Source organism: Pseudomonas sp. IT-196MI5, assembly GCF_949767415.1.
Classification (GTDB): domain Bacteria; phylum Pseudomonadota; class Gammaproteobacteria; order Pseudomonadales; family Pseudomonadaceae; genus Aquipseudomonas.
Window position 1 is genome coordinate 13046 of sequence record NZ_CATKPZ010000008.1, and the last position, 19108, is coordinate 32153.

At 58.9% G+C, this 19108-nt stretch carries 21 protein-coding genes; 7 read left to right on the forward strand and 14 right to left on the reverse strand.

Translation table 11 applies throughout. The annotated features are described in order from the left end of the window. Positions 1-77 precede the first annotated feature (77 nt). Both ACM6IK_RS05490 and ACM6IK_RS05495 read right to left on the reverse strand, forming a co-directional pair. The gene (locus tag ACM6IK_RS05490; protein WP_414873485.1) at positions 78-1256 is read right to left on the reverse strand and encodes a trans-sulfuration enzyme family protein; all 1179 of its coding nucleotides are present in this window, start codon (positions 1254-1256) and stop codon (positions 78-80) included. A 22-nt stretch (positions 1257-1278) separates the two neighbouring features. Then, positions 1279-2319, reverse strand: a complete 1041-nt coding sequence (locus tag ACM6IK_RS05495; RefSeq protein WP_218429043.1) for a PLP-dependent cysteine synthase family protein — start codon at positions 2317-2319, stop codon at positions 1279-1281. 217 nt (positions 2320-2536) lie between these two features. Between ACM6IK_RS05495 and ACM6IK_RS05500 the strand changes: the two genes are divergently transcribed. Then, positions 2537-2995 (forward strand): Lrp/AsnC family transcriptional regulator, encoded by a 459-nt coding sequence (locus ACM6IK_RS05500; protein ID WP_218429042.1) that lies wholly within the window; start codon positions 2537-2539, stop codon positions 2993-2995. Positions 2996-3421: 426 nt separating this feature from the next. Next, positions 3422-4705: a cystathionine gamma-synthase family protein gene (locus ACM6IK_RS05505; RefSeq protein ID WP_414873486.1), complete on the forward strand. Its 1284-nt coding sequence runs from the start codon at positions 3422-3424 to the stop codon at positions 4703-4705. A gap of 161 nt (positions 4706-4866) precedes the next feature. On the opposite strand, the gene ACM6IK_RS05510 is transcribed toward ACM6IK_RS05505, so the two are convergent. The 6 genes from ACM6IK_RS05510 to ACM6IK_RS05535 all read right to left on the reverse strand — a co-directional run bounded on the left by ACM6IK_RS05510 (position 4867) and on the right by ACM6IK_RS05535 (position 8358). Further along, positions 4867-5190 (reverse strand): DUF190 domain-containing protein, encoded by a 324-nt coding sequence (locus tag ACM6IK_RS05510; RefSeq protein WP_414873487.1) that lies wholly within the window; start codon positions 5188-5190, stop codon positions 4867-4869. A gap of 10 nt (positions 5191-5200) precedes the next feature. After that, complete coding sequence (locus ACM6IK_RS05515; protein WP_414873488.1) at positions 5201-5413, reverse strand: CrcB family protein; 213 nt, start codon at positions 5411-5413, stop codon at positions 5201-5203. A gap of 144 nt (positions 5414-5557) precedes the next feature. Further along, positions 5558-6778, reverse strand: coding sequence for an organoarsenical effux MFS transporter ArsJ (gene arsJ, locus ACM6IK_RS05520; RefSeq protein WP_414873489.1), 1221 nt, complete (start codon positions 6776-6778; stop codon positions 5558-5560). Between the two features lie 9 nt (positions 6779-6787). Further along, positions 6788-7792 carry an ArsJ-associated glyceraldehyde-3-phosphate dehydrogenase gene (locus ACM6IK_RS05525; RefSeq protein WP_414873490.1) on the reverse strand — a complete coding sequence of 335 codons (1005 nt, stop codon included), beginning with the start codon at positions 7790-7792 and terminating at the stop codon, positions 6788-6790. 23 nt (positions 7793-7815) lie between these two features. Continuing rightward, positions 7816-7959: a hypothetical protein gene (locus ACM6IK_RS05530; RefSeq protein ID WP_218429038.1), complete on the reverse strand. Its 144-nt coding sequence runs from the start codon at positions 7957-7959 to the stop codon at positions 7816-7818. Between the two features lie 42 nt (positions 7960-8001). Continuing rightward, positions 8002-8358 carry a metalloregulator ArsR/SmtB family transcription factor gene (locus ACM6IK_RS05535; RefSeq protein ID WP_414873491.1) on the reverse strand — a complete coding sequence of 119 codons (357 nt, stop codon included), beginning with the start codon at positions 8356-8358 and terminating at the stop codon, positions 8002-8004. 166 nt (positions 8359-8524) lie between these two features. On the opposite strand from ACM6IK_RS05535, the gene ACM6IK_RS05540 reads away from it, so the two are divergent. The 5 genes from ACM6IK_RS05540 (at position 8525) to ACM6IK_RS05560 (ending at position 12361) form a co-directional block, all read left to right on the forward strand. Continuing rightward, positions 8525-8710 carry a DUF4406 domain-containing protein gene (locus tag ACM6IK_RS05540; RefSeq protein ID WP_414873592.1) on the forward strand — a complete coding sequence of 62 codons (186 nt, stop codon included), beginning with the start codon at positions 8525-8527 and terminating at the stop codon, positions 8708-8710. 95 nt (positions 8711-8805) lie between these two features. After that, on the forward strand, positions 8806-9162 hold the full coding sequence (locus ACM6IK_RS05545; RefSeq protein WP_414873492.1) for a hypothetical protein: 357 nt from the start codon (positions 8806-8808) through the stop codon (positions 9160-9162). Between the two features lie 325 nt (positions 9163-9487). Further along, a complete protein-coding gene (msuE, locus tag ACM6IK_RS05550; protein ID WP_414873493.1) occupies positions 9488-10051 on the forward strand; it encodes an FMN reductase in 564 nt (187 codons plus the stop codon). A gap of 10 nt (positions 10052-10061) precedes the next feature. Continuing rightward, entirely contained in the window at positions 10062-11249 is a 1188-nt protein-coding gene (locus tag ACM6IK_RS05555) for an acyl-CoA dehydrogenase family protein (protein WP_414873494.1), read from the forward strand. Between the two features lie 8 nt (positions 11250-11257). Next, a complete protein-coding gene (locus ACM6IK_RS05560) occupies positions 11258-12361 on the forward strand; it encodes a sigma-54 interaction domain-containing protein (RefSeq protein WP_414873495.1) in 1104 nt (367 codons plus the stop codon). A 13-nt stretch (positions 12362-12374) separates the two neighbouring features. Here the strand turns inward: ACM6IK_RS05560 and ACM6IK_RS05565 are convergent, their stop codons facing one another. The 6 genes from ACM6IK_RS05565 to ACM6IK_RS05590 all read right to left on the reverse strand — a co-directional run bounded on the left by ACM6IK_RS05565 (position 12375) and on the right by ACM6IK_RS05590 (position 19100). Continuing rightward, a complete protein-coding gene (locus tag ACM6IK_RS05565) occupies positions 12375-13145 on the reverse strand; it encodes an ABC transporter ATP-binding protein (protein ID WP_414873496.1) in 771 nt (256 codons plus the stop codon). A 550-nt stretch (positions 13146-13695) separates the two neighbouring features. Next, positions 13696-15021 (reverse strand): ABC transporter substrate-binding protein, encoded by a 1326-nt coding sequence (locus tag ACM6IK_RS05570; RefSeq protein WP_414873497.1) that lies wholly within the window; start codon positions 15019-15021, stop codon positions 13696-13698. Between the two features lie 78 nt (positions 15022-15099). Then, positions 15100-16167, reverse strand: coding sequence for a branched-chain amino acid ABC transporter permease (locus ACM6IK_RS05575; protein WP_414873498.1), 1068 nt, complete (start codon positions 16165-16167; stop codon positions 15100-15102). A gap of 11 nt (positions 16168-16178) precedes the next feature. Then, on the reverse strand, positions 16179-17060 hold the full coding sequence (locus ACM6IK_RS05580; RefSeq protein ID WP_218429011.1) for a branched-chain amino acid ABC transporter permease: 882 nt from the start codon (positions 17058-17060) through the stop codon (positions 16179-16181). A gap of 70 nt (positions 17061-17130) precedes the next feature. Further along, positions 17131-17922, reverse strand: coding sequence for an ABC transporter ATP-binding protein (locus ACM6IK_RS05585; protein WP_414873499.1), 792 nt, complete (start codon positions 17920-17922; stop codon positions 17131-17133). A gap of 14 nt (positions 17923-17936) precedes the next feature. Beyond that, complete coding sequence (locus tag ACM6IK_RS05590; protein ID WP_414873500.1) at positions 17937-19100, reverse strand: AMP-binding protein; 1164 nt, start codon at positions 19098-19100, stop codon at positions 17937-17939. Positions 19101-19108: the final 8 nt, after the last annotated feature.

The following is a 19108-nucleotide window of genomic DNA, read 5'->3' on the forward strand; positions in this document are numbered from 1 at the left end:
AAACGGAACGCCAGTTTTCATGAAACGTCAGTGCAATGGACCTCGATACCCTCTTGTGGGTGGAGTGGGAATTTCTGTTATTCGACGTTGGTCGTGGGTAGCCGCACAAAGCCCGCATTCAAATCGGCGATCAGATCGTCGACATGTTCCAGGCCGATGGAGAGTCGGATCAGGTTCTCGCTGATGCCCAGGCTGATTTTCTGTTCATGGCTCAACGAGTTGTGCGACATGCTGTAGGAGTGGTTGATCATGCTCTCGACTCCGCCCAGGGAATCGGCCAATACAAAGATCGACAGCTTTTCGATGAAGGGTGCTATCGCCTTGCGATTGGCCTTCAACTTCAACGAGACCACTGCGCCGCCAGAACGCATCTGGCGTTTGCACAGTTCGTGCTGCGGATGGCTTTCCAGTCCGGGGTAGTACACCGCCTCTACCTGCGGGTGCTGGTTGAGATAGCGAGCGATCTGTAGCGCATTGCTGCACTGGCGCTCCATGCGCACGTCGAGGGTCTTGAGCCCACGCAGTGCGAGGTAGCAGTCGAACGGTCCCTGGACTGCTCCAATGGCCATGCTGATGCCGCGCAGGCGGGTGAACAGTTGCTCATCGGCTGCCACCACGACTCCACCGATCAGGTCGGAGTGCCCACCAATGTATTTACTCGCTGAGTGCATCACCAGGTCGACGCCGTGCTCGATCGGACGCTGGTTCCAGGGTGAGCAGAAGGTGTTGTCGACGCAAGTCAGGATGCCGCGGGCACGGGCAAACTCTGTCACGCACGGGATGTCCACCAGCTGCAGCAGAGGGTTGGTCGGTGTCTCGATCCAGATCAGCCGGGTGTTGTCGCGGCGACTGGCGGCCAGTGCCTCAAGGTCATTGAGGTCGACGTAAGTGGTGGTGAGCCCGGACGTCTTGCTGCGGTAGTCTTCCATCAGGCGGAAGGTGCCCCCGTAGACGCCCGCCATCACGATTACATGGGAGTCCTTGGGCAAAAGCTCAAGCACGGTGGCAGTCGCAGCCAGACCCGAAGCGCAGGCCACGGCTCCAAAGCCATGCTCCAACTGCGCAATGCAGCTCTCATAGGCATGTCGGGTTGGGTTACCCACTCGTCCGTAGGCGTAGTCCGGGTTGTCGTCAAGGCTGCGCTTGATGAACGAACTGGAGGTGACGATCGCCGGGAAGATGGTGTTGTCGGCATAGGTCGACTGTTCGCCAGCGTGGATCACTTGGGTCGAAAAGTTGCTCTTGTTCAGGCTCATAATCAGTCGTGACTCACGTGTATTAAAGGTAGCAATCGAGTTGTTTCGCATAGGGTGTGATGTCGCCGATGTGGCGAGCGACCCAGTCGCGGTCGTAATAGGTGTCCAGATAGCGTTCACCGCTATCGCACATCAGGGTCACGATAGAACCCTGCAGACCTTGCTCTTGCATCCTCGATGCGACTTTCAGTGCGCCCCACATGTTGGTACCGGTGGACCCCCCTGGCTTCCTCCCGAGTACTTTCTCCAGCCAATAAAGGGTGGCGATGCTGGCCGCGTCGGGGATCTTGAGCATGTCGTCGATCACATCTGGCAGGAACGACGGCTCGACCTGGGGACGACCGATGCCTTCTATGCGACTGCCTTTGCTGCCGGTAAGACTTGAGTCGCCTGTTCGATAGCTGTCATAGAAAACCGAGTGCTCGGGGTCCACCACGATCAGTTGAGTGTCATGACCCTTGTAGCGGATGTAGCGGCCGATGGTGGCGGTAGTGCCGCCAGTCCCTGCACTCATGACCACCGCGTGGGGAATGGGGTGCGCCTCGCCGGTCAATTGCTGGAAGATACTGTCGGCAATATTGTTGTTGCCACGCCAATCCGTTGCCCGCTCGGCATAGGTAAACTGATCCATGTAGTGCCCTTCGCTTTCGCGTGCCAGGCGCTGCGCCTGGGCATAGACCTCTGATGAATGATCAACGAAGTAACAGTGCCCGCCGAGCAGCTCGAGCTGCTCTTTCTTTTTGCTCGCGGTGTTGCGCGGCATGACGGCGGTGAAGCGCAGGCCAAGCATTTTGGCAAAGTAGGCTTCGGACACAGCAGTGCTGCCCGAGGATGCCTCGACCACGTGGGTACCCTCTCGGATCTTGCCACTGCAAATGGCATGTAGAAAAAGCGAGCGTGCCAGCCGATGTTTGAGACTGCCAGTTGGATGTGTGCTCTCGTCCTTGAGGTAAATGTCGATGCCCTTCAACCCTGGAATTTCCAGCTTGTGGATGTGGGTGTCGGCGGAGCGCAGCAGATCGCAGGAGATACGGCTGACTGCTGTACGGATCCAATCGTTCACAGAGTTTCCCTCGCCCCGGCAGGCGTCAACGGCATAAGGAACATCGCCTGAGGCGTGGCGAGTGTGGCGATGATCTTCTTCATTTTTGAGTGGCTCCAGGCACGGTTTTCATGGTGTAAATCCTACTGCCGGCCACTCGAAATTTAATTTCCATTTCTTCAGTTCTTAGGCTATTTTTTAGAAAAAAATTCTACGAACTCACAAATAAGAAGAAAAAATGGACAGCTTTGATCGCCACATCCTCTCCCTCCTGCAACGCGATGCCGACATGCCTATCAAAGATCTGGCTGAAGCCGTCAACCTTTCAACGACCCCCTGCTGGAAGCGGATCAAGAAACTCGAGAAAGAGGGCTATATCAGGGCCAAAGTAGCCCTGCTGGACCCAGTGCTGCTGGGTCTTGGGTTAACGGTGCTGGTGCAGGTCAAGACGCAGCGTCATGACAAGGTCTGGCTGGATACATTCGCCAAGACCGTGTCGCAGTTCGAGGAAGTGATGGCGTTCTATCGGATGTCGGGGGACTGGGACTATATGTTGCGCGTTGTGGTGAGCGACATTGCCGCCTATGACACTTTCTACAAGAAGCTGATCACGAGCGTCGACGGACTTTCCAACATCACATCAAGCTTTGCCATGGAGCAGATCAAGTACACGACGGCGCTGCCTTTACCTCGATAATCGCTGTTTGTGGCAGATGCATCTGCCACAAAGCAATCTCTGACAGGACAGCGGTGTACCTGTTACAGGCCCGCGCCCTGCCCACCCATTCGGCTGCTACCGCTCTGGGAGTGGGACGATTACCGAAAGCGATACACGTTCCGACAACTTTCTATTGTTGGACGTCCATTGCCCCGAGGAATCCTGAGTACCTTCAGAGCGCCATTCCATCCAGATACGCTTTCTCATTATCAGGTTTTAACGAAATCGACCGTTTTGGAGAATGATTTTTCTCATTCCACGAAAAACCTGACAAAAATTGAAAAATTCATACTCCCCCTTCTGAATACACTCTTTCCATCACAAACAGGCTCAAAAACGATGCCTACGAGGGCGGTGCGTTTATGAGCGATGAGTCTTGATCGCAAACTCAGAAAGGTGCGGCTTATGTCTTATTCCAGCTATCACAAAAAAACTATCGGAAGCCATGCGTTGCACCCTGAGACATTGATGATGTCTTATGGTTACGACCCGTTCCTCTCGGAAGGCGCAGTCAAACCACCGGTTTTCCTGACCTCCACCTTTGCGTTTCGCACGGCTGAGGAAGGTGCAGAATTCTTCGATGTCGTGTCGGGTCGTAAACCGATTCCGCAGGATTCATCAGCTGGCCTGGTCTACAGCCGCTTCAATCATCCCAACCTGGAAATCGTCGAGGACCGCCTCGCGCTGCTGGATGGCTCAGAAGCCGCCGCAATTACATCCAGTGGAATGTCCGCCATCAGTGCTGTTTTGTTTGCGTTTCTGCGCCCAGGCGATCAACTGGTGCAATCGGCACCGCTGTACGGTGGTACTGAGACCCTGATTAGCAAGATTCTCTCGGATTGGGGCATCGGCTCGCATGGTTTTGACGACGGCCTGTCCATGCAATCCATTGCAGATGCACTGGAAACTGCTGCCTGCAAGGGGCCAGTTAGAATTTGCTATATCGAGACTCCGGCTAACCCGACCAACGCACTGATCGACCTGGAAGGGTTGCGCAAGGAAATAGACGCTTTCGAAACGCGCCATAGCTACCGGCCATTAATTGTCTGCGATAACACCCTGCTCGGGCCTATCTTCCAGAAGCCGGTGAAACACGGTGTTGACCTGTGCGTGTATTCGCTAACCAAGTATGTGGGTGGACACAGTGACCTTGTTGCCGGAGGCATTACGGGCACCAAAGAGCTGATCAGCAAAATACGCAGCGTTCGCAGCTCGTTCGGCTCGCAACTCGATCCACATTCCTCATGGATGATCTCCCGCTCGATGGAAACGCTCGTCCTGCGCATGAAAGAGGCCGCAAGAACCGGCACCGTGATCGCTCGCTGGCTGGCCAGCAACCCCCACCAGAAAGTCGTCGTTTTGCATCCAGAGCTTATTGAGGATGGCAGCTATCAGGAGGTCTACCGCCGGCAATGCACGGGCCCTGGCTCAACTTTCTCATTCGTACTGGACGGCGGTCGCGAACGGGCCTTTCGCTTTATCAACGCCCTGCATCTTTTCAAGTCGGCTGTCAGTCTCGGAGGCACTGAGTCCCTGGTTTGTCATCCAGCTTCGACCACACAATCGGGTGTGCCGCAGGCTCTGCGCAGTAAAGCAGGGGTGTCCGAGGGGTTGATCCGGATCTCGATTGGCCTCGAGCACGAGGAAGACCTGATCGCTGATCTGGATAATGCTCTGCGTCAATGCTGAGCACCGGAGGAAAACAATGAGAAGCTGAAAAAACAGGTTCTTCACGGATTACCGGGAAGAACCTTTTGTTTAGCCCGTATACGCAGGCTCTTCGATGCGTGTGTTCAGGTAGATGAGCTTAGGCGGCACTGGAAGGATTGTGCTGCTATGACACTCCCCGGCTAGTTGGCCTTTTTGCCGACGGTACCCATCTCGATTGGGGTTTTGATGTAGAACACGGAAAACTCCTCAACCTCCAATCGTTTGAACAACCTTTCTGATTCTTCCTCGGTGATAGCCATGCGAATCTCCGTTGGTTGATCCGCCAGCTCAAAAAAGTGCGCGGAATGCAGCCTACCGGTGTGTCCAAAACCCTCAATGCCCGTAGACAGGGTCGCACCACGCAGGCCCATTTCTTTGGCCAAATCAACAATCCACTCGCCGAGCATCTTCCCTTGATAACGACGATTCTGTTGAGTAAAGAAAATCACTAGAAAACCTTTCATGTTCATCTCCTCAGCGCATGCCAATAGTTTGATAGGACAAATGCCCGGCAGCGGTCATTACCAACGAGCCTACGACGTGTAATGAAATTGAGCAGAACTCCCGGAGCAGTCTGCCCTCCTGAATCAAGGCAACTGTTTCGTCTGAAAACGTGGAGAAAGTAGTAAGTCCCCCACAGAAACCCGTGATGATGCTTAGGGGATGACTCTTTTTGATCGCAGCCACTGCCTGGCAACACGGAGAGTAAAACGGGTAAAACAGTTAAGACACTTGTGAACCGGTTCATGACTTGCCTCCAACACTTGCCTGCCTTACCTCAAATGCCTGGCTGCTGATAGCGATTGGCTGCAAGCCACCTTCAGAGCGGCTTCACATCGCCTCGGCATGCCTCGGTAACCCGATAGAAATCAGCGCTGCGAGCAGCACAAAGGCGCTCGATATCCACAAGCACGCCCCCAGCCCATACACCTGATACACCCAACCGGAAAGCACCGTGCCGATCAGGCGCCCCATGGCGTTGGACATGTAATAAAACCCCACATCCAGTGACACACCATCTTCCTTGGCGTAGGACACGATCAGATAGCTGTGGAGCGACGAATTCACCGCGAACAACGCACCAAAAACCATCAATCCACCCAACAGCACCCCCTGTTGCGACAGCCCGGTGTTCAGCCCGAGCGCAATGGCCGCGGGCAGACCGGCCAGTGCCAGCGCCCACAGAAATGCCGCACGACCATCCGGTACGTGCCCTCGCTTCTTGCCAGTGATGTGGGGCGCGAAGGACTGCACGATGCCGTAGCCAATCACCCAGGCCGCCAGGAAGCCGCCAACCTTCCAGAAGTCCCAGCCGAACACACTGCTCAGGTACACCGGCAAGGCAACGACAAACCAGACATCGCGGGCGCCGAACAGAAACATCCGCGCCGCTGACAGAATGTTGATCGCCCGGCTCTTGGACAGGATGTCGCGAAACCTGGGCTTGGCTTTCGCTTTGCCCAGATCCTTCTTCAACAGGATCAAGCTGCTGACCCAGATCAGCGCCAGGACACCTGCCATGGCCAGCAAGGCGCCCTTGAAGCCGATCAATGCCAGCAAGGCTCCGCCAAGAAAGAAGCCGACACCCTTGAGTGCGTTCTTCGAGCCGGTGAGAATCGCCACCCACTGGTAGAGCTTGCCCTGCTGCCCATCCGGAACCAGAAGCTTGATCGAGCTTTTCGCGCTCATCTTGTTCAGGTCTTTGGCAATCCCTGACAGTGCCTGCGCCCCCATCACCCATGGGATGGTCAGCCAGGCCACCGGAACCGTCAGCATCAGCAGTGCCGCGACCTGGAGGCCCAGCCCGATGTTCATGGTTCGGTTCAGCCCCAGCCGGGCGCCGAGGTAGCCACCCACCAGGTTGGTGATAACACCAAAGAGTTCGTAGAACAGAAACAACGTCGCGATTTGCAGTGGGCTGTAGCCCAACGTGTGAAAGTGCAGCACCACCAACATGCGCAAGGCGCCATCAGTGAGAGTGAAGGCCCAGTAGTTGCCCGTCACGAGCAGGTACTGCCGAACTTGCGGCGCGAGGGCTGACAACGCTTTCATGTCCGCTCCTCAGACCGCCAGCCCGACCATTTTCGCCAGTTCGACAGTGCGGTTGGCATAGCCCCACTCGTTGTCGTACCAGGCATAGAGTTTGACCTGGGTGCCATTGATGACCATGGTCGACAGCGCATCGATGATCGATGAGCGCGGGTCGGTACGGTAGTCGATGGACACTAGCGGACGCACCTCGAAACCGAGGATGCCTTGCAGCTCGTTCTCGGAAGCATCCTTGAGCAACTGGTTCACTTCTTCCACAGTGGTGGCACGCTCGACTTCAAAGACACAATCGGTCAGCGAAGCATTGGCCAGTGGTACCCGTACCGCGTGACCATTCAGGCGTCCGCGCAACTCCGGGAAGATTTCGGCAATGGCGGTGGCCGAGCCGGTGCTGGTTGGAATCAAACTCATCCCGGACGCACGCGCACGACGCAGATCCTTGTGCGGCTGATCGAGGATGCTCTGAGTGTTGGTCAGGTCGTGGATGGTGGTGATCGAACCGTGGCGAATGCCCAGCTTTTCGTGGATAACCTTGACGACAGGGGCCAGGCAATTGGTGGTGCAGGAGGCGGCGGTCACAATGCGGTGCTGCGCAGGGTCGAACAGGTGCTGGTTAACGCCCATCACCACGTTCAAGGCGCCCTGCTCCTTGACCGGTGCACAGACCACCACACGTTTCACACCTTGGTCCAGGTAAGCCTGAAGCACCGCGACGGTTTTCATCTTGCCGCTGGCTTCAATCACCAAATCGCAGCCCGACCAATCGGTGTCGGCAATCGCCTTGTTGGCCGTGACCTTGACGCGCTTGCCACCCATCACGACATGATCGCCTTCGGCGCTGGCTTCGTTGTGCCAACGGCCGTGCACCGAGTCGAAGTTGATCAAGTGCGCATGGGTCGCCGCGTCCCCTGCCGGATCGTTGATCTGCACGAATTCAAACTCTGGCCAGCTCCAGGCGGCTCGCAGAGCGAGGCGACCGATCCGTCCAAAACCATTGATGCCAACTTTGATAGTCATGTTGTTGTGCTCTGTATTTGTTGTCAGTGGGCGTTCGATTGGGTATCGAACTGGCCGATGTAGTCGATATGGGAAATCAGTACCGGCACTTCCACCAACGGGCCAATCACCGTGGCGAAAGCGATGCTGCGACAGCTATTGGCAGTGCAGAGGAACAAGATTTTCATCGAGCGATCTCGTATTCGAAGGCGCAATCAGACGATCTGGCTTTAACAACAGGCGATTGCCCTTTCAGGACGGTCGCCCATCTCGTCAAGGCGCTTGGCATCGGGACTTAACCAGTGCTTGTTGCTTTCGAGCACCGTGGTCAGCACTTGATGAACCCAATCCGGCAGATTGGGGTGCAGTCGGTAATAGACCCATTGGCCTTGCCGACGGTCCGACAACAGGCCACAGGTTCTCAGTTGTGCGAGGTGCCTGGAGATTTTTGGCTGACTCTCGCTCAACGCACAGGTCAGCTCGCAAACACAAAGCTCTCCTTCACGGGTGATGAGCATCATCGTGCGGACCCGAGTGTCGTCAGCCAGGCATTTGAAAACAGTGGTCGGTGTCAGATGGTCAGCCATATCGGTTCTCAGTGTTTGTTTTTGACCAAGACGAACATCTTGATGCGCTCATGAATTTCGTGAAGGAGGACACGGGCTTTGCCGGTCATTGTGAAGCCTCGGCTCATATACGGTTTATCGAATATATGGATTACCGTATGCAACGTAAAGAGACAACTGCAAACCAATACATCAGAGCGATTGGACTGCGTACCACTGCATTCGCCTCGACATCGACGCCCTGATGAACTGCGACACCGTGGCCACGCTCCCTGGCCGGGAGCATTCGAAAGGTGCGCGACTGGAAGTGCTGATCGCCGACCGCCTCGGCATGACGATTGTGAATGCCCAGGATCTGGTATCGATGGGGTGACTGTCGGCCTCACCTTTTGTCGTAAGTCGATTGACTGGCAGAGACCTTTGGAGCCCAGTAATCAGCTGGCTAAAGCTGATCAGAAGAGAAACACCATGTCGAAGATAACGCTGATATCCGGTGACTTTCTGACAGGTGATGCTGAATTCCGATCTGGACTGTTCATTTTAAGATCCGCAGTAAAACCTTCTCTTGAAATAAAGATACCCACTTCAAAACTGGAAACTTTAGAGGCAGCAACCGAGGAAATAGTTAATAAGAAAGGGAGTGCTATTCGATGGAGCCTGGCTGGAGCCTTGCTTTTGGGTCCGGTTGGACTGGTTACAGGCTGGTGGCTATGTGACAAAGAAAAGGAAATAACTTTCTACGCAAAATTCAAGGATGGCCGCTGCCTTCTTGCCACAACTGATGTCGACACTTACTCCAAAATCTCTGCGTCTCCCCTCAAGTAACAGCATTCCCCCTCCCCTTCAAAGTCAGCCAAAGGCGACTCACCCGGCACTGGCGGCCAGACAAAACCTTAAGCTAATAACCAAAAAGTATTTATTTTATACTTTTTAGATCATTTACATTCATCTCATGGATGCCGCAGTGTTGCCCGGTAAACAGCAGCGCCATTGTTGCTCAGGCAACAGTCGCTCAACAGTTAGCTGCCCGGGCAACAGCAGCCGAGACAAAAAGTCAATCCATCTTATTGTTTTTAATAATTATTTTATCCTTGGAACAACTCTTGCTCCGATGGCTGCACATCCCGCAACCCGAACAGGAACAGACCCCATGAGCAGCCCACTTAAAGTCGTCGCCGTTTCCGGTGGAACCTATCGTCCGTCGCGCACCCTGGTGCTGGTCGAGGCCATCGTTGCCGAGCTGAGCCAGTACCTGCCAATCGAAAGCCGCATCATCGAACTGGGCGACATTGTCCGTCCGCTGGGCAGCGCCATGTCCCGTCAGGAGCTGCCGGAAACCGTTGAGTACGAGTTGAGTGCGATTGAGTCGGCGGACCTGCTGGTGGTGGCCGCCCCCGTCTACCGTGGCGCCTACCCGGGCCAGTTCAAGCACCTGTTCGACCTGATTGGCCAGGACGCATTGATCGACACCCCGGTGTTGCTGGCCGCCACCGGTGGCAGCGACCGGCATGCGCTGGTCATCGATCATCAGTTGCGCCCGCTGTTCAGCTTCTTCCAGTCGGTGACCCTGCCCCTTGGCGTGTATGCCTCGGAGGCCGATTTCACGAATTACCGGATCAGCAGCGAAGCGCTGAAAACACGCATCCGCCTGGCAGTCCAACGGGCCGCTCCGCTGTTCACCGCCAATGCCGCCGACTTGCGGAAAACAGCCTGAGGAACAGCCTGTGACCGCTATCCATACATCCAGACTTGAAACCCCGCTGCAGATCGCCCGGACGCTCGCCGCCGAGTTTTCCCGAACCGCCGCCGAACGCGACCATCTGGGCGGCACGCCGAAAGCCGAGCGCGACGCGTTGCGCCGCAGCGGTCTGCTGGCGATGAAAATTGACCAGCAATACGGTGGCCTTGGCGCCAGCTGGAGCGACACCCTGGAAGTCGTGCGCGAGTTCGCCAGAGTCGACAGCTCGATCGCCCATGTGTTCGGCTTCCAGCACTTGATGCTGGCCACGGTACGGCTGTTTTCCCGGCCCGAACAGTGGCAGCCCTGGTTCGAACAGACCGCGCGCAACAACTGGTTCTGGGGTAATGCCCTTAACCCGCTGGACACCCGCACCCTGTCGAAAAAATTTGCCGGCTATCGCGAGTTTTCCGGGCGCAAGAGTTTCTGCTCTGGCTCCGCCGATTCGGAAATGCTGATTGCCTCGGCGCTGGATGAATCCACCAGCGGCAAGTTGTTGATCGCCGCGATTCCCAGCCATCGCACCGGCATTACCTTGCACGGCGACTGGGACAACATCGGCCAACGGCAGACCGACAGCGGCAGCGCCACCTTCGAACGGGTGCGCGTGGAGGAGAATGAACTGCTGCTGGATCCCGGCCCGCTGAGCACGCCCTTTGCCTGCCTGCGCCCGCTGATCGCCCAACTGACCTTCGTCAATATCTTCCTCGGCATTGCTGAGGGCGCGTTCGAAGAGGCCCGCAATTACACCCTCAAGGAAACGCGCCCCTGGTTCAAGGCCAACGTCAGCCAGGCCAATCAGGACCCCTATATCCTGCGCCATTACGGCGAATTCTGGGTCGGCCTGGAAAGCGTGCGCCTGCTCACTGAACGCGCCAACGCCCTGCTCGACCAAGCCTGGAGCAAGGAGTACCGGCTCGGCGCCGAGGAGCGTGGCCAACTGGCCCTGGCCATTGCCACCGCCAAGGTCGCCGCCACCCGCACCGGCCTGGACCTGACCAGCAGCCTGTTTGAAGTGACCGGCGCCCGCGCCACCCATGCCGCGCTGCGCCTTGATCGCCACTGGCGCAACCTGCGCACCCAGACCCTGCACGACCCCGTGGACTACAAGCTCCATGAACTGGGTGACTGGGCGCTCAACACGACGCTGCCCACTCCGTCCTTTTACTCATAGGCCCGACCATGCAACTACTCACGCTGCCGCCCTCACCAGCCCTGGCCACCTCGATACGCGCCACTGCGCAAGTCTTCGAAGACCCGAAATCACAGGCGCTGCTGGCGCACCTGCAACAGGTCGCGCCCAGTGACGCCAGCGTGTTGATCATCGGCGAAACCGGGACCGGCAAGGAACTGGTGGCCCGTCATCTGCACAACCTCAGCGCCCGTCGCAACAAGCCGTTTATCGCGGTCAACTGCGGCGCGTTTTCCGAAAGCCTGGTGGAGGCCGAACTGTTCGGCCACGAAAAAGGCGCCTTCACCGGCGCCCTGAGCGCCAAGGCCGGCTGGTTCGAGGAAGCCAACGGCGGCACGCTGTTCCTCGACGAGATCGGCGACTTGCCGATGCCGATCCAGGTCAAGTTGCTGCGGGTGCTGCAGGAGCGTGAAGTGGTTCGCCTGGGTTCACGCAAAAGCATCCCCATCGATGTACGGGTGCTGGCTGCGACCAACGTGCAGCTGGAAAAAGCCATCAACGCCGGGCACTTTCGCGAAGACCTCTATTACCGGCTGAACGTGGTCAGCCTGGAACTCAGCCCGCTGCGCGAGCGACCGGGCGACATCCTGCCGCTGATCCGCCACTTCATCGCCGAGTACAGTCGTCGGCTGGGTTATGGCGAAGTGGTGCTGGATACCGAAGCCGAACAGAAGCTGGTGAAGTACTCATGGCCAGGCAATATTCGCGAGCTGGAAAACGTCATTCACCACACCTTGTTGATCTGCCGTAACAATCTGATCCGTGTCCAGGACCTGCACCTGTCCAACCTGCGTATCGAACGCCAGGACGCCAGCAATACCGTCCAGGACGACAGTGCCGACGCCCTGTTGCAGCAAGCCTTCCAGAAGCTGTTCGAGGAAGAAAGCGGCGCCCTCCACGAGCGGGTCGAGGAAGCGCTGCTGCGCGCGGCCTATCGCTTCTGCCACTACAACCAGGTGCACACCGCCAGCCTGCTGGGGCTGAGTCGCAACATCACCCGCGCGATGCTGATCAAGGTCGGTGAACTGGTGGTGAACAAACGCCGCCCGGCACCAGACGCCCGGACGGTCAACGTGGTCAACCTGTCGATCTGACGGGTGCTTGCGGTCAAGCAGCAGCTCCTTTACTCGCTGTCCCGCCCCCCAGATAGAAGTCCTGAATATCGCCGCGCGCGGCCAACTGCCCGGTGGTGCCTTCGCTGGCGACCCGGCCGCTTTCCAGCACGTAGCCGTACTGGGCATAACGCAGAGCCAGATTGATGTTCTGCTCAGCAATCAGGAAGCTCACGCCGTCGCGCCGATTGAGTTGATGGATGATCTCGAAGATCTCCTCGACGATCTGCGGTGCCAGGCCCATCGAAGGTTCGTCCAGCAACACCAGCTGTGGCCGGGCCATCAGCGCCCGCCCGAGCGCAATCATTTGCTGTTCACCGCCGGAGGTGTAGCCGGCCAGGCTTTTGCGCCGCAGCTTGAGGCGCGGAAACTGGCTGTAGATACGCTCCAGATCGGCCTTCAGTTGCCCGCGGGACACTTGACGCGCAAAGGCACCCGTCAGCAGGTTTTCCTCCACTGTCAGTTGGGCAAAGCAATGCCGGCCTTCCAGTACCTGCACCAGGCCGCTGGCCACCAGGCTATGGGGCGTGCTGCGGGTGACATCCTGGCCTTGATAAAGAATCCGCCCCTGCACCACCTCGCCCCGCTCGGCTCTCACCAGATTGGAAGCGGCCTTCAAGGTGGTGCTTTTGCCAGCACCGTTGGCCCCCAGCAACACCACGATCTGCCCTTGCGGCACCGCCAGGGATACCCCGCGCACGGCGAGGATGGCCTGTTCGTACAGGACTTCAATCCCGTCGATCTGCAAGATCGGTACTTCATTCATGCTGTTCTCCCTCCCAAAAAAAGTTCTTCACGGAATCCCGGGGAACACCGATACCTGTAGGAGCTGGCTTGCCAGCGATGGCAACTGACGGCCGAGCATTTTTTTCCTGGTGTACATATCCATTTCTGCGGTAACGGCCGCTAGCGGTTTCGCTTTTACAGCGAGTCACTTGGAACAGCCCCAAGTAACCAAGGGCTCTTGCCCCTGACGTTCGGTGCCTCGCTGTGGCTCGGCATGCCCTCGCTCCGGTCCTGCTCCGTGGGCCCGCCGCCATCGGCCATCCATGGCCGGCGGCGGCTAACCCGGCATCCATGCCGGGTTGCCCACTGCGCAGAACCTGCGCTCGGCCTCACGAGGGGGCGTGCACCGCAACAGCACCGCGAGGCGAGCTAACGCTCGACCTCGTTGTTTGGTGGTGCACGCGTTCCCCCTGTAGGAGCTGGCTTGCCAGCGATGGACTCAAGGGCACCGCGTTTTTCCAGGAAAACCGCGTTTGCGTTAACCGCCTTCGCTGCGGTGCGGCGATCCGACAAGCCAGCTCCTACAGCCATCAGGTTTCCTTGGCGCAATCGCGCGGTGTGATGCCCTTTTCCTTGGCGTACTGGTGCGACGAGGCTTCGATGATCGGCCTGAGCAAGGCACGGTCGGCCTGCACCCAGTCGCTGATCAGCTTCCACTGGCTGCCATCCCACTGCTGGAAGCGCACTGCCCCGCCGCCTTCATGGTCGGCGCACGACGGTTGCAAGGGTTGCACCAGGCCCAGTGCACCCAGCTCCTTGAGGCGGTCATCGTCCAGCTTGAGGTGCTCGAAGCCCCAACGCACCTGCTCGCCGGTGAGCGGCTGCTTGCCGAATTTTTCCTGGGCGATGCGCACGGCTTCAACGTTGAGAATGCCGTTCACCACCCCGAGGTTGTAATAGACGGTGCCAAAGCGTTTCGGATCGGCCAGATCACCATTGCCCTTGGCCACCACCTGCTGCTGGATGCCTTGCAAGACCGGGAAACCGGTGCCCGAGGGGTGCGTGGTGATCGCAATAAAGCCTTTGGCGGCGGCACCGGCCGGGGCTGCATCGTCCTCGGAGTTGCTCCAGATGTTGCCGATGATGTGATCCGCCGGGAAGCCGACTTTCTGCGCGGTTTTCAACGCCACCGGGTTCATCACGCCCCAGCCGCGCAGAATCACCCAGTCGGGTTTTTCCCGGCGAATGTTGAGCCATTGCGACTGCTGCTCGTTACCCGGATGGGGCACTTCCAGCAGGGTCAGCTTGAACCCGTACTTGTCGGCCAGGGTCTGCAACACCTCATTGGTTTCCTTGCCGTAGGGCGAGCCGTGATACAGGGTGACGATCTTCTTGCCCTTGAGCTGGTCCAGCCCCCCGGCCTGCTGGCCGATGTAGTTGATGATCGCCGAGACTTCGGAGTACGGGTTCAACTGCAAGGGGAAGGCGTAGGGGAAAACGCTGCCGTCAGTGGAGTCGGTGCGGCCGTGGTTGATGGTGATCAGCGGCAGTTTGTCCGTGGTCGAGCGCTCAAGGGTGGCATAGGCGATGCCCACCGACAGCGGGTTAGTGGCGGCAGCCGGCGCACCATTGAGGCCTTTTTTCAGACGCTCGTAGCACTCCACGCCCTTCTCGACCACGTACTCGGTTTCGCACTCGCTCCAGGTCAGCTTGACACCGTTGACCCCGCCATTGGCATTGACGTACTTGAGGTAGTCGATAAAACCACCAAAAAAACCGGTACCACCGGCGGCATAAGGACCGACCCGATAGCTCTGCAGCGGGAAGTACTGTTCGTTATCCGCCTGCGCGGTCAATGTGGCAGTGCTCAGGCTGACGGCCAGGGCGAGGCTACTGAGTAGAGATGTTTTCAACATCAATGTTTTCCTTATCAAGTCATCAAGTGAAGGGTCAACCAAAGGGAATCGGAGCAACCGGCGCTTACGCCGAGTCGCTCAGTAGCGCAGCGGCCACAACCGAGCGCGCTCGCGGAACCTCTGCCAGAGGCGCGCCAGGCCCTCCGGCTCCTTGATCAGGAACACAATGATCAGGGCGCCAAATGCCATCTTCTGCAGGTTTTCGATCTGCCCGGCATCGATCAGCCCGGCCGGCAACAAGGCCACCAGGTTCGACAGCAGCACCGGAAACAACACGATGAACGCCGCGCCCAGGAAGTTGCCGAGAATGCTGCCCAGGCCGCCGATAATGATGATGAAGAGGATCTGGAAAGATCGATTCAGGTCAAAACCGTGGGGCTCCACGGTCCCCAGGTAGGTGAAGGCCCAAAGTGCCCCGGCCACCCCGAGAAAGAACCCGCTGATGGCAAACGCCAGCAGCTTGGTCTTGAACAGCGCAATGCCCATCACCGCAGCGGCGGTGTCCATGTCACGCACCGCCATCCAGTTACGCCCCAGCTCGCTGCGCACCAGGTTCTTGCCCAGCCAGAACAACGCCACCACCACGCCCAGGGTCAGCAGGTAACGCCCCACCGGCGAGTTCAGATCCACACCAAGAATCTCCAGGCGCGGTGCGCTGATCACCCCCGAAGCGCTGTCATTGGAGAACCAGCTGAAGCGGGTCAGTGCCCAGGTCACAAAAAACTGCGCGGCGAGGGTCGACACCAGCAAATAGAAACCCTTGATCCGCAGGCTGGGCAGACCGAACAGCACCGCCACCAGCGCGGCCACTCCCCCGCCCAGGGCCATGCTGAGCAACAACGGCGAGCCTGGCACCCGCAGCTCAACGTTGTAAGTGGCAAAGGCGCCCACCGCCATGAAGGCCGCCGAGCCCAGCGACAATTGCCCGGCATAGCCGGTCAGCAGGTTCAGCCCCAGCCCGGCCAGTGACAGCACCAGAAACGGAATCAGAATGGCGCTGAACCAATAGTCGTTACCCAGATACGGCACACCGACAAAGGCCAACAGCAGCAAGGCAACCAGGCCGTAACGGTCCTGACGCAGGCGAAACACCCGACGATCCTGGGCATAGCGAGTACTGAACTGACCGGTTTCCTGATAAAACATCACGCCTCTCCTTAAACCCGCTCGATTGCGCGTTCACCAAATAACCCGGCCGGCCGCACCAGCAGGAACAGCAACGCCAGCACATAGGGAAACCAGTTCTCGATACCACCACCGATGACGGGCCCCAGGTATACCTCGGCCAGCTTCTCCGAAGCGCCGATGATCAAGCCGCCGACAATCGCTCCACTGATCGAGGTAAAGCCGCCGATGATCAGCACCGGCAAGGCCTTGAGCACCACCAGCGACAGCGAAAACTGCACCCCCAGCCGCGCGCCCCAGAGCAGGCCGGCCACCAGACCGACGAACCCGGCCACCGCCCACACCAGCACCCAGACCCGTTGCAGGCGGATGCCCACGGCCAACGCCGCCAGCGGGTCATCGGCCACGGCGCGCAACGACAAACCGATACGGGTCTTGTTGAACAGCAGCGACAGCGCCAGTACCAGCAGCGCGGCGGTCACGGCGGCAAAAATGTCGAACTTCGACAGCAGCATGCCGCCCAGCTCAAGCGGCTCATCGCTAATGCCCAGTTCCAGCCCATGCACCTGGGCGCCCCACAGCGCCTGGGCGAATCCCTCGATCACGTAGGACAGACCGAGGGTGGCCATGAACAAGGTAATCGGTGAGCGGTTGACCAGCGGGCGCAACACCACCCGCTCCACCGCCACCGCCAGCAGCACCATCGCTGCCAGACTGATGACGAACGCCAACCAGAACGCCACGCCGCGCTCCAGCAGGCTGACGAAAGTCAGTGCCGAAAACAGCACCATCGCGCCCTGGGCAAAGTTGAAGACGCCGGACGCCTTGTAGATCAGAACAAAACCGATGGCCACCAGGGCGTACATCACCCCGGCCAACAGCCCGCCGATCAGCACCTCGAAGAAAAATTCCATGAGTCTTCCTGTTTTGCGGGCAAAGAGTCCCCCTGCCACCCGATAGCTGGCGGCGCTGTCGACTCGGGGGTTAGTGGCGCGTGCCGAGATAGGCGGCAATCACCTCGGGATTTTGCCGCACCTCATCGGGCGGGCCGTCGCCGATCTTGAGGCCGTAGTCGAGCACCACAACGTGATCGCTAATGCCCATCACCACGCCAATGTCGTGCTCGATCAATATCACTGTGGTAGCCAGCTCACGGTTGATGTCGACGATGAACCGGCTCATCTGCTGCTTCTCTTCGGCGTTCATCCCGGCCATCGGTTCGTCCAGCAACAGCAAGCGCGGTTCGCAGGCCAGGGCACGGGCCAGTTCCACCCGTTTCTGCAAACCATAGGGCAGCTTGCCGACAAGGGTGTCGCGCCACTGTTGGATGTGCAGAAAGTCGATGACCCGTTCGGCCGCCTCCCGCTGGCGGTCGTCTTCGCCCGCAGCGCGGCCGATGCGCAGGGCCTGTTCGATCCAGCTGCTGCGACGCTTGAGGGTGCGTCCGGTGAGCACGTTGTCGAGCACACTCATGCCTTTGAACAAGGCGATGTTCTGAAAGGTGCGGGCAATACCGCGCACCGCCACATCATGCGGGCGCATGCGCCGGTGCTCTTCTCCGGCAAAGCGGATGCGTCCCTGCTGGGCCTGGTACACGCCGTTGATCACATTCAGCAGTGAGCTTTTTCCCGCACCGTTGGGGCCGATCAAGGCACAGATCTCCCCGGCTGCCACGGCAAAGCTGATGTCGGTCACCGCCTTGACGCCCTTGAACGACAACCCAATGTTTTCCAGTACCAGCAGATGTTCAACCTTTGTCGCCTGTGTCTGTGCCATGAATCATGTCCTTGTCAGGCCGGTTGCGTGCTGTCTTCGATCCAGCCGTTGACCAGCGGAGCTGGCCACGGCGCGGGGCGGTGCCACTGCGCCGGATCCGGCCAGGTGCGTACCTCAATAGCCAACGCCTGGAAAAACGCCAGGGTTGGCGGTGCAAGTGCCTCGCCCACCAGCAACGGCGCACGGGTACGAGAAAAACCGAGGACATCGCGCAACGGCCGGCGGATCAGCCAATACCCCAGGTGCCGTTGCAGCGCACCGGGGGGCGCCACCAGCGCCCAATCCACCATTCGCCGGCGCCAGCTGCCTGACTCCGGCAAGCGGGCCAGGATCTGGGTATGCAGGCGCTGGTAGGTTTCCCGGGTGCCGGCCACCAGCGTCGGGCCCAACTCACGACGGTCCTGATCGCGAGTCGACAGGTTCTCCGGAAAGTTCAGGCGAAAGCCGGCAATCAACCAAGGCGCCAGCAAATAACGCGCTTGACCACCCGCGGCAAACGCTCGCGCCGCCAGGGCTTCGTCCTGCCGCCCCAGCTGCTCGCTGTGCACCAGGCGCCGGCCTTCCCGTAGCAACTCGGCGTGGCTGATGCGCTGCTGCTCGATGCCCTGCCCCACGTCCAAACGATAGAAAGCAAAGGCTGTGCCCTCGGCGCAGGCCTGCGGCTCCAGCCGGTGATCGCTGCCTTGCTGCGGCAGTTGTGCGAACGCCAGGGTGTCACAGGCCTGACTCACCTCAGCCAGGCCGCGGCCGTCGGCGTAAATCAACAGCCTGGGCGCCAGTCCGGCGGCGCGCAGGCGCTGAATCTCCTCATGACCTTCGGCGAACACCCATTCACTGTGCAGCTCACGCAACAACGGCACCTGCGCGGCCGCAGCATCCAGCGGATCCAACAGCGCGGCCACGCCGCCCAACCACTGCGCCGCCAGGGCAGCGATCAATGCCTCCGGCCGCGGGCGGCTGACAATCACCAACGTCGCACCCGGCACAAAACCACGCGCCTGCAAGGCCGTCGACAGGCGTTGAACCTCAACGGCCAGTTGGCGCCAGGTAAGCACCTGCCACACACCCAGGCGCTTATGGCGCAGGGCGATGCCCGTCCCTTGCTGACGTGCCTGCTGTTGCAGCCACTGCGGCAAGGTACCCGCGGCGGGTTGCGGGTTATCGGTGAATGTCGGCATGACCTTTC

Coding starts and splice junctions, on each gene's coding strand:
- ACM6IK_RS05490 (WP_414873485.1), bottom strand. CDS start 1,256: ATGAGCCTGAACAAGAGCAACTTTTCGACCCAAGTGATCCACGCTGGC.
- ACM6IK_RS05500 (WP_218429042.1), top strand. CDS start 2,537: ATGGACAGCTTTGATCGCCACATCCTCTCCCTCCTGCAACGCGATGCC.
- ACM6IK_RS05505 (WP_414873486.1), top strand. CDS start 3,422: ATGTCTTATTCCAGCTATCACAAAAAAACTATCGGAAGCCATGCGTTG.
- ACM6IK_RS05510 (WP_414873487.1), bottom strand. CDS start 5,190: ATGAAAGGTTTTCTAGTGATTTTCTTTACTCAACAGAATCGTCGTTAT.
- arsJ (WP_414873489.1), bottom strand. CDS start 6,778: ATGAAAGCGTTGTCAGCCCTCGCGCCGCAAGTTCGGCAGTACCTGCTC.
- ACM6IK_RS05525 (WP_414873490.1), bottom strand. CDS start 7,792: ATGACTATCAAAGTTGGCATCAATGGTTTTGGACGGATCGGTCGCCTC.
- ACM6IK_RS05530 (WP_218429038.1), bottom strand. CDS start 7,959: ATGAAAATCTTGTTCCTCTGCACTGCCAATAGCTGTCGCAGCATCGCT.
- ACM6IK_RS05535 (WP_414873491.1), bottom strand. CDS start 8,358: ATGGCTGACCATCTGACACCGACCACTGTTTTCAAATGCCTGGCTGAC.
- ACM6IK_RS05545 (WP_414873492.1), top strand. CDS start 8,806: ATGTCGAAGATAACGCTGATATCCGGTGACTTTCTGACAGGTGATGCT.
- msuE (WP_414873493.1), top strand. CDS start 9,488: ATGAGCAGCCCACTTAAAGTCGTCGCCGTTTCCGGTGGAACCTATCGT.
- ACM6IK_RS05560 (WP_414873495.1), top strand. CDS start 11,258: ATGCAACTACTCACGCTGCCGCCCTCACCAGCCCTGGCCACCTCGATA.
- ACM6IK_RS05565 (WP_414873496.1), bottom strand. CDS start 13,145: ATGAATGAAGTACCGATCTTGCAGATCGACGGGATTGAAGTCCTGTAC.
- ACM6IK_RS05570 (WP_414873497.1), bottom strand. CDS start 15,021: ATGTTGAAAACATCTCTACTCAGTAGCCTCGCCCTGGCCGTCAGCCTG.
- ACM6IK_RS05575 (WP_414873498.1), bottom strand. CDS start 16,167: ATGTTTTATCAGGAAACCGGTCAGTTCAGTACTCGCTATGCCCAGGAT.
- ACM6IK_RS05580 (WP_218429011.1), bottom strand. CDS start 17,060: ATGGAATTTTTCTTCGAGGTGCTGATCGGCGGGCTGTTGGCCGGGGTG.
- ACM6IK_RS05585 (WP_414873499.1), bottom strand. CDS start 17,922: ATGGCACAGACACAGGCGACAAAGGTTGAACATCTGCTGGTACTGGAA.
- ACM6IK_RS05590 (WP_414873500.1), bottom strand. CDS start 19,100: ATGCCGACATTCACCGATAACCCGCAACCCGCCGCGGGTACCTTGCCG.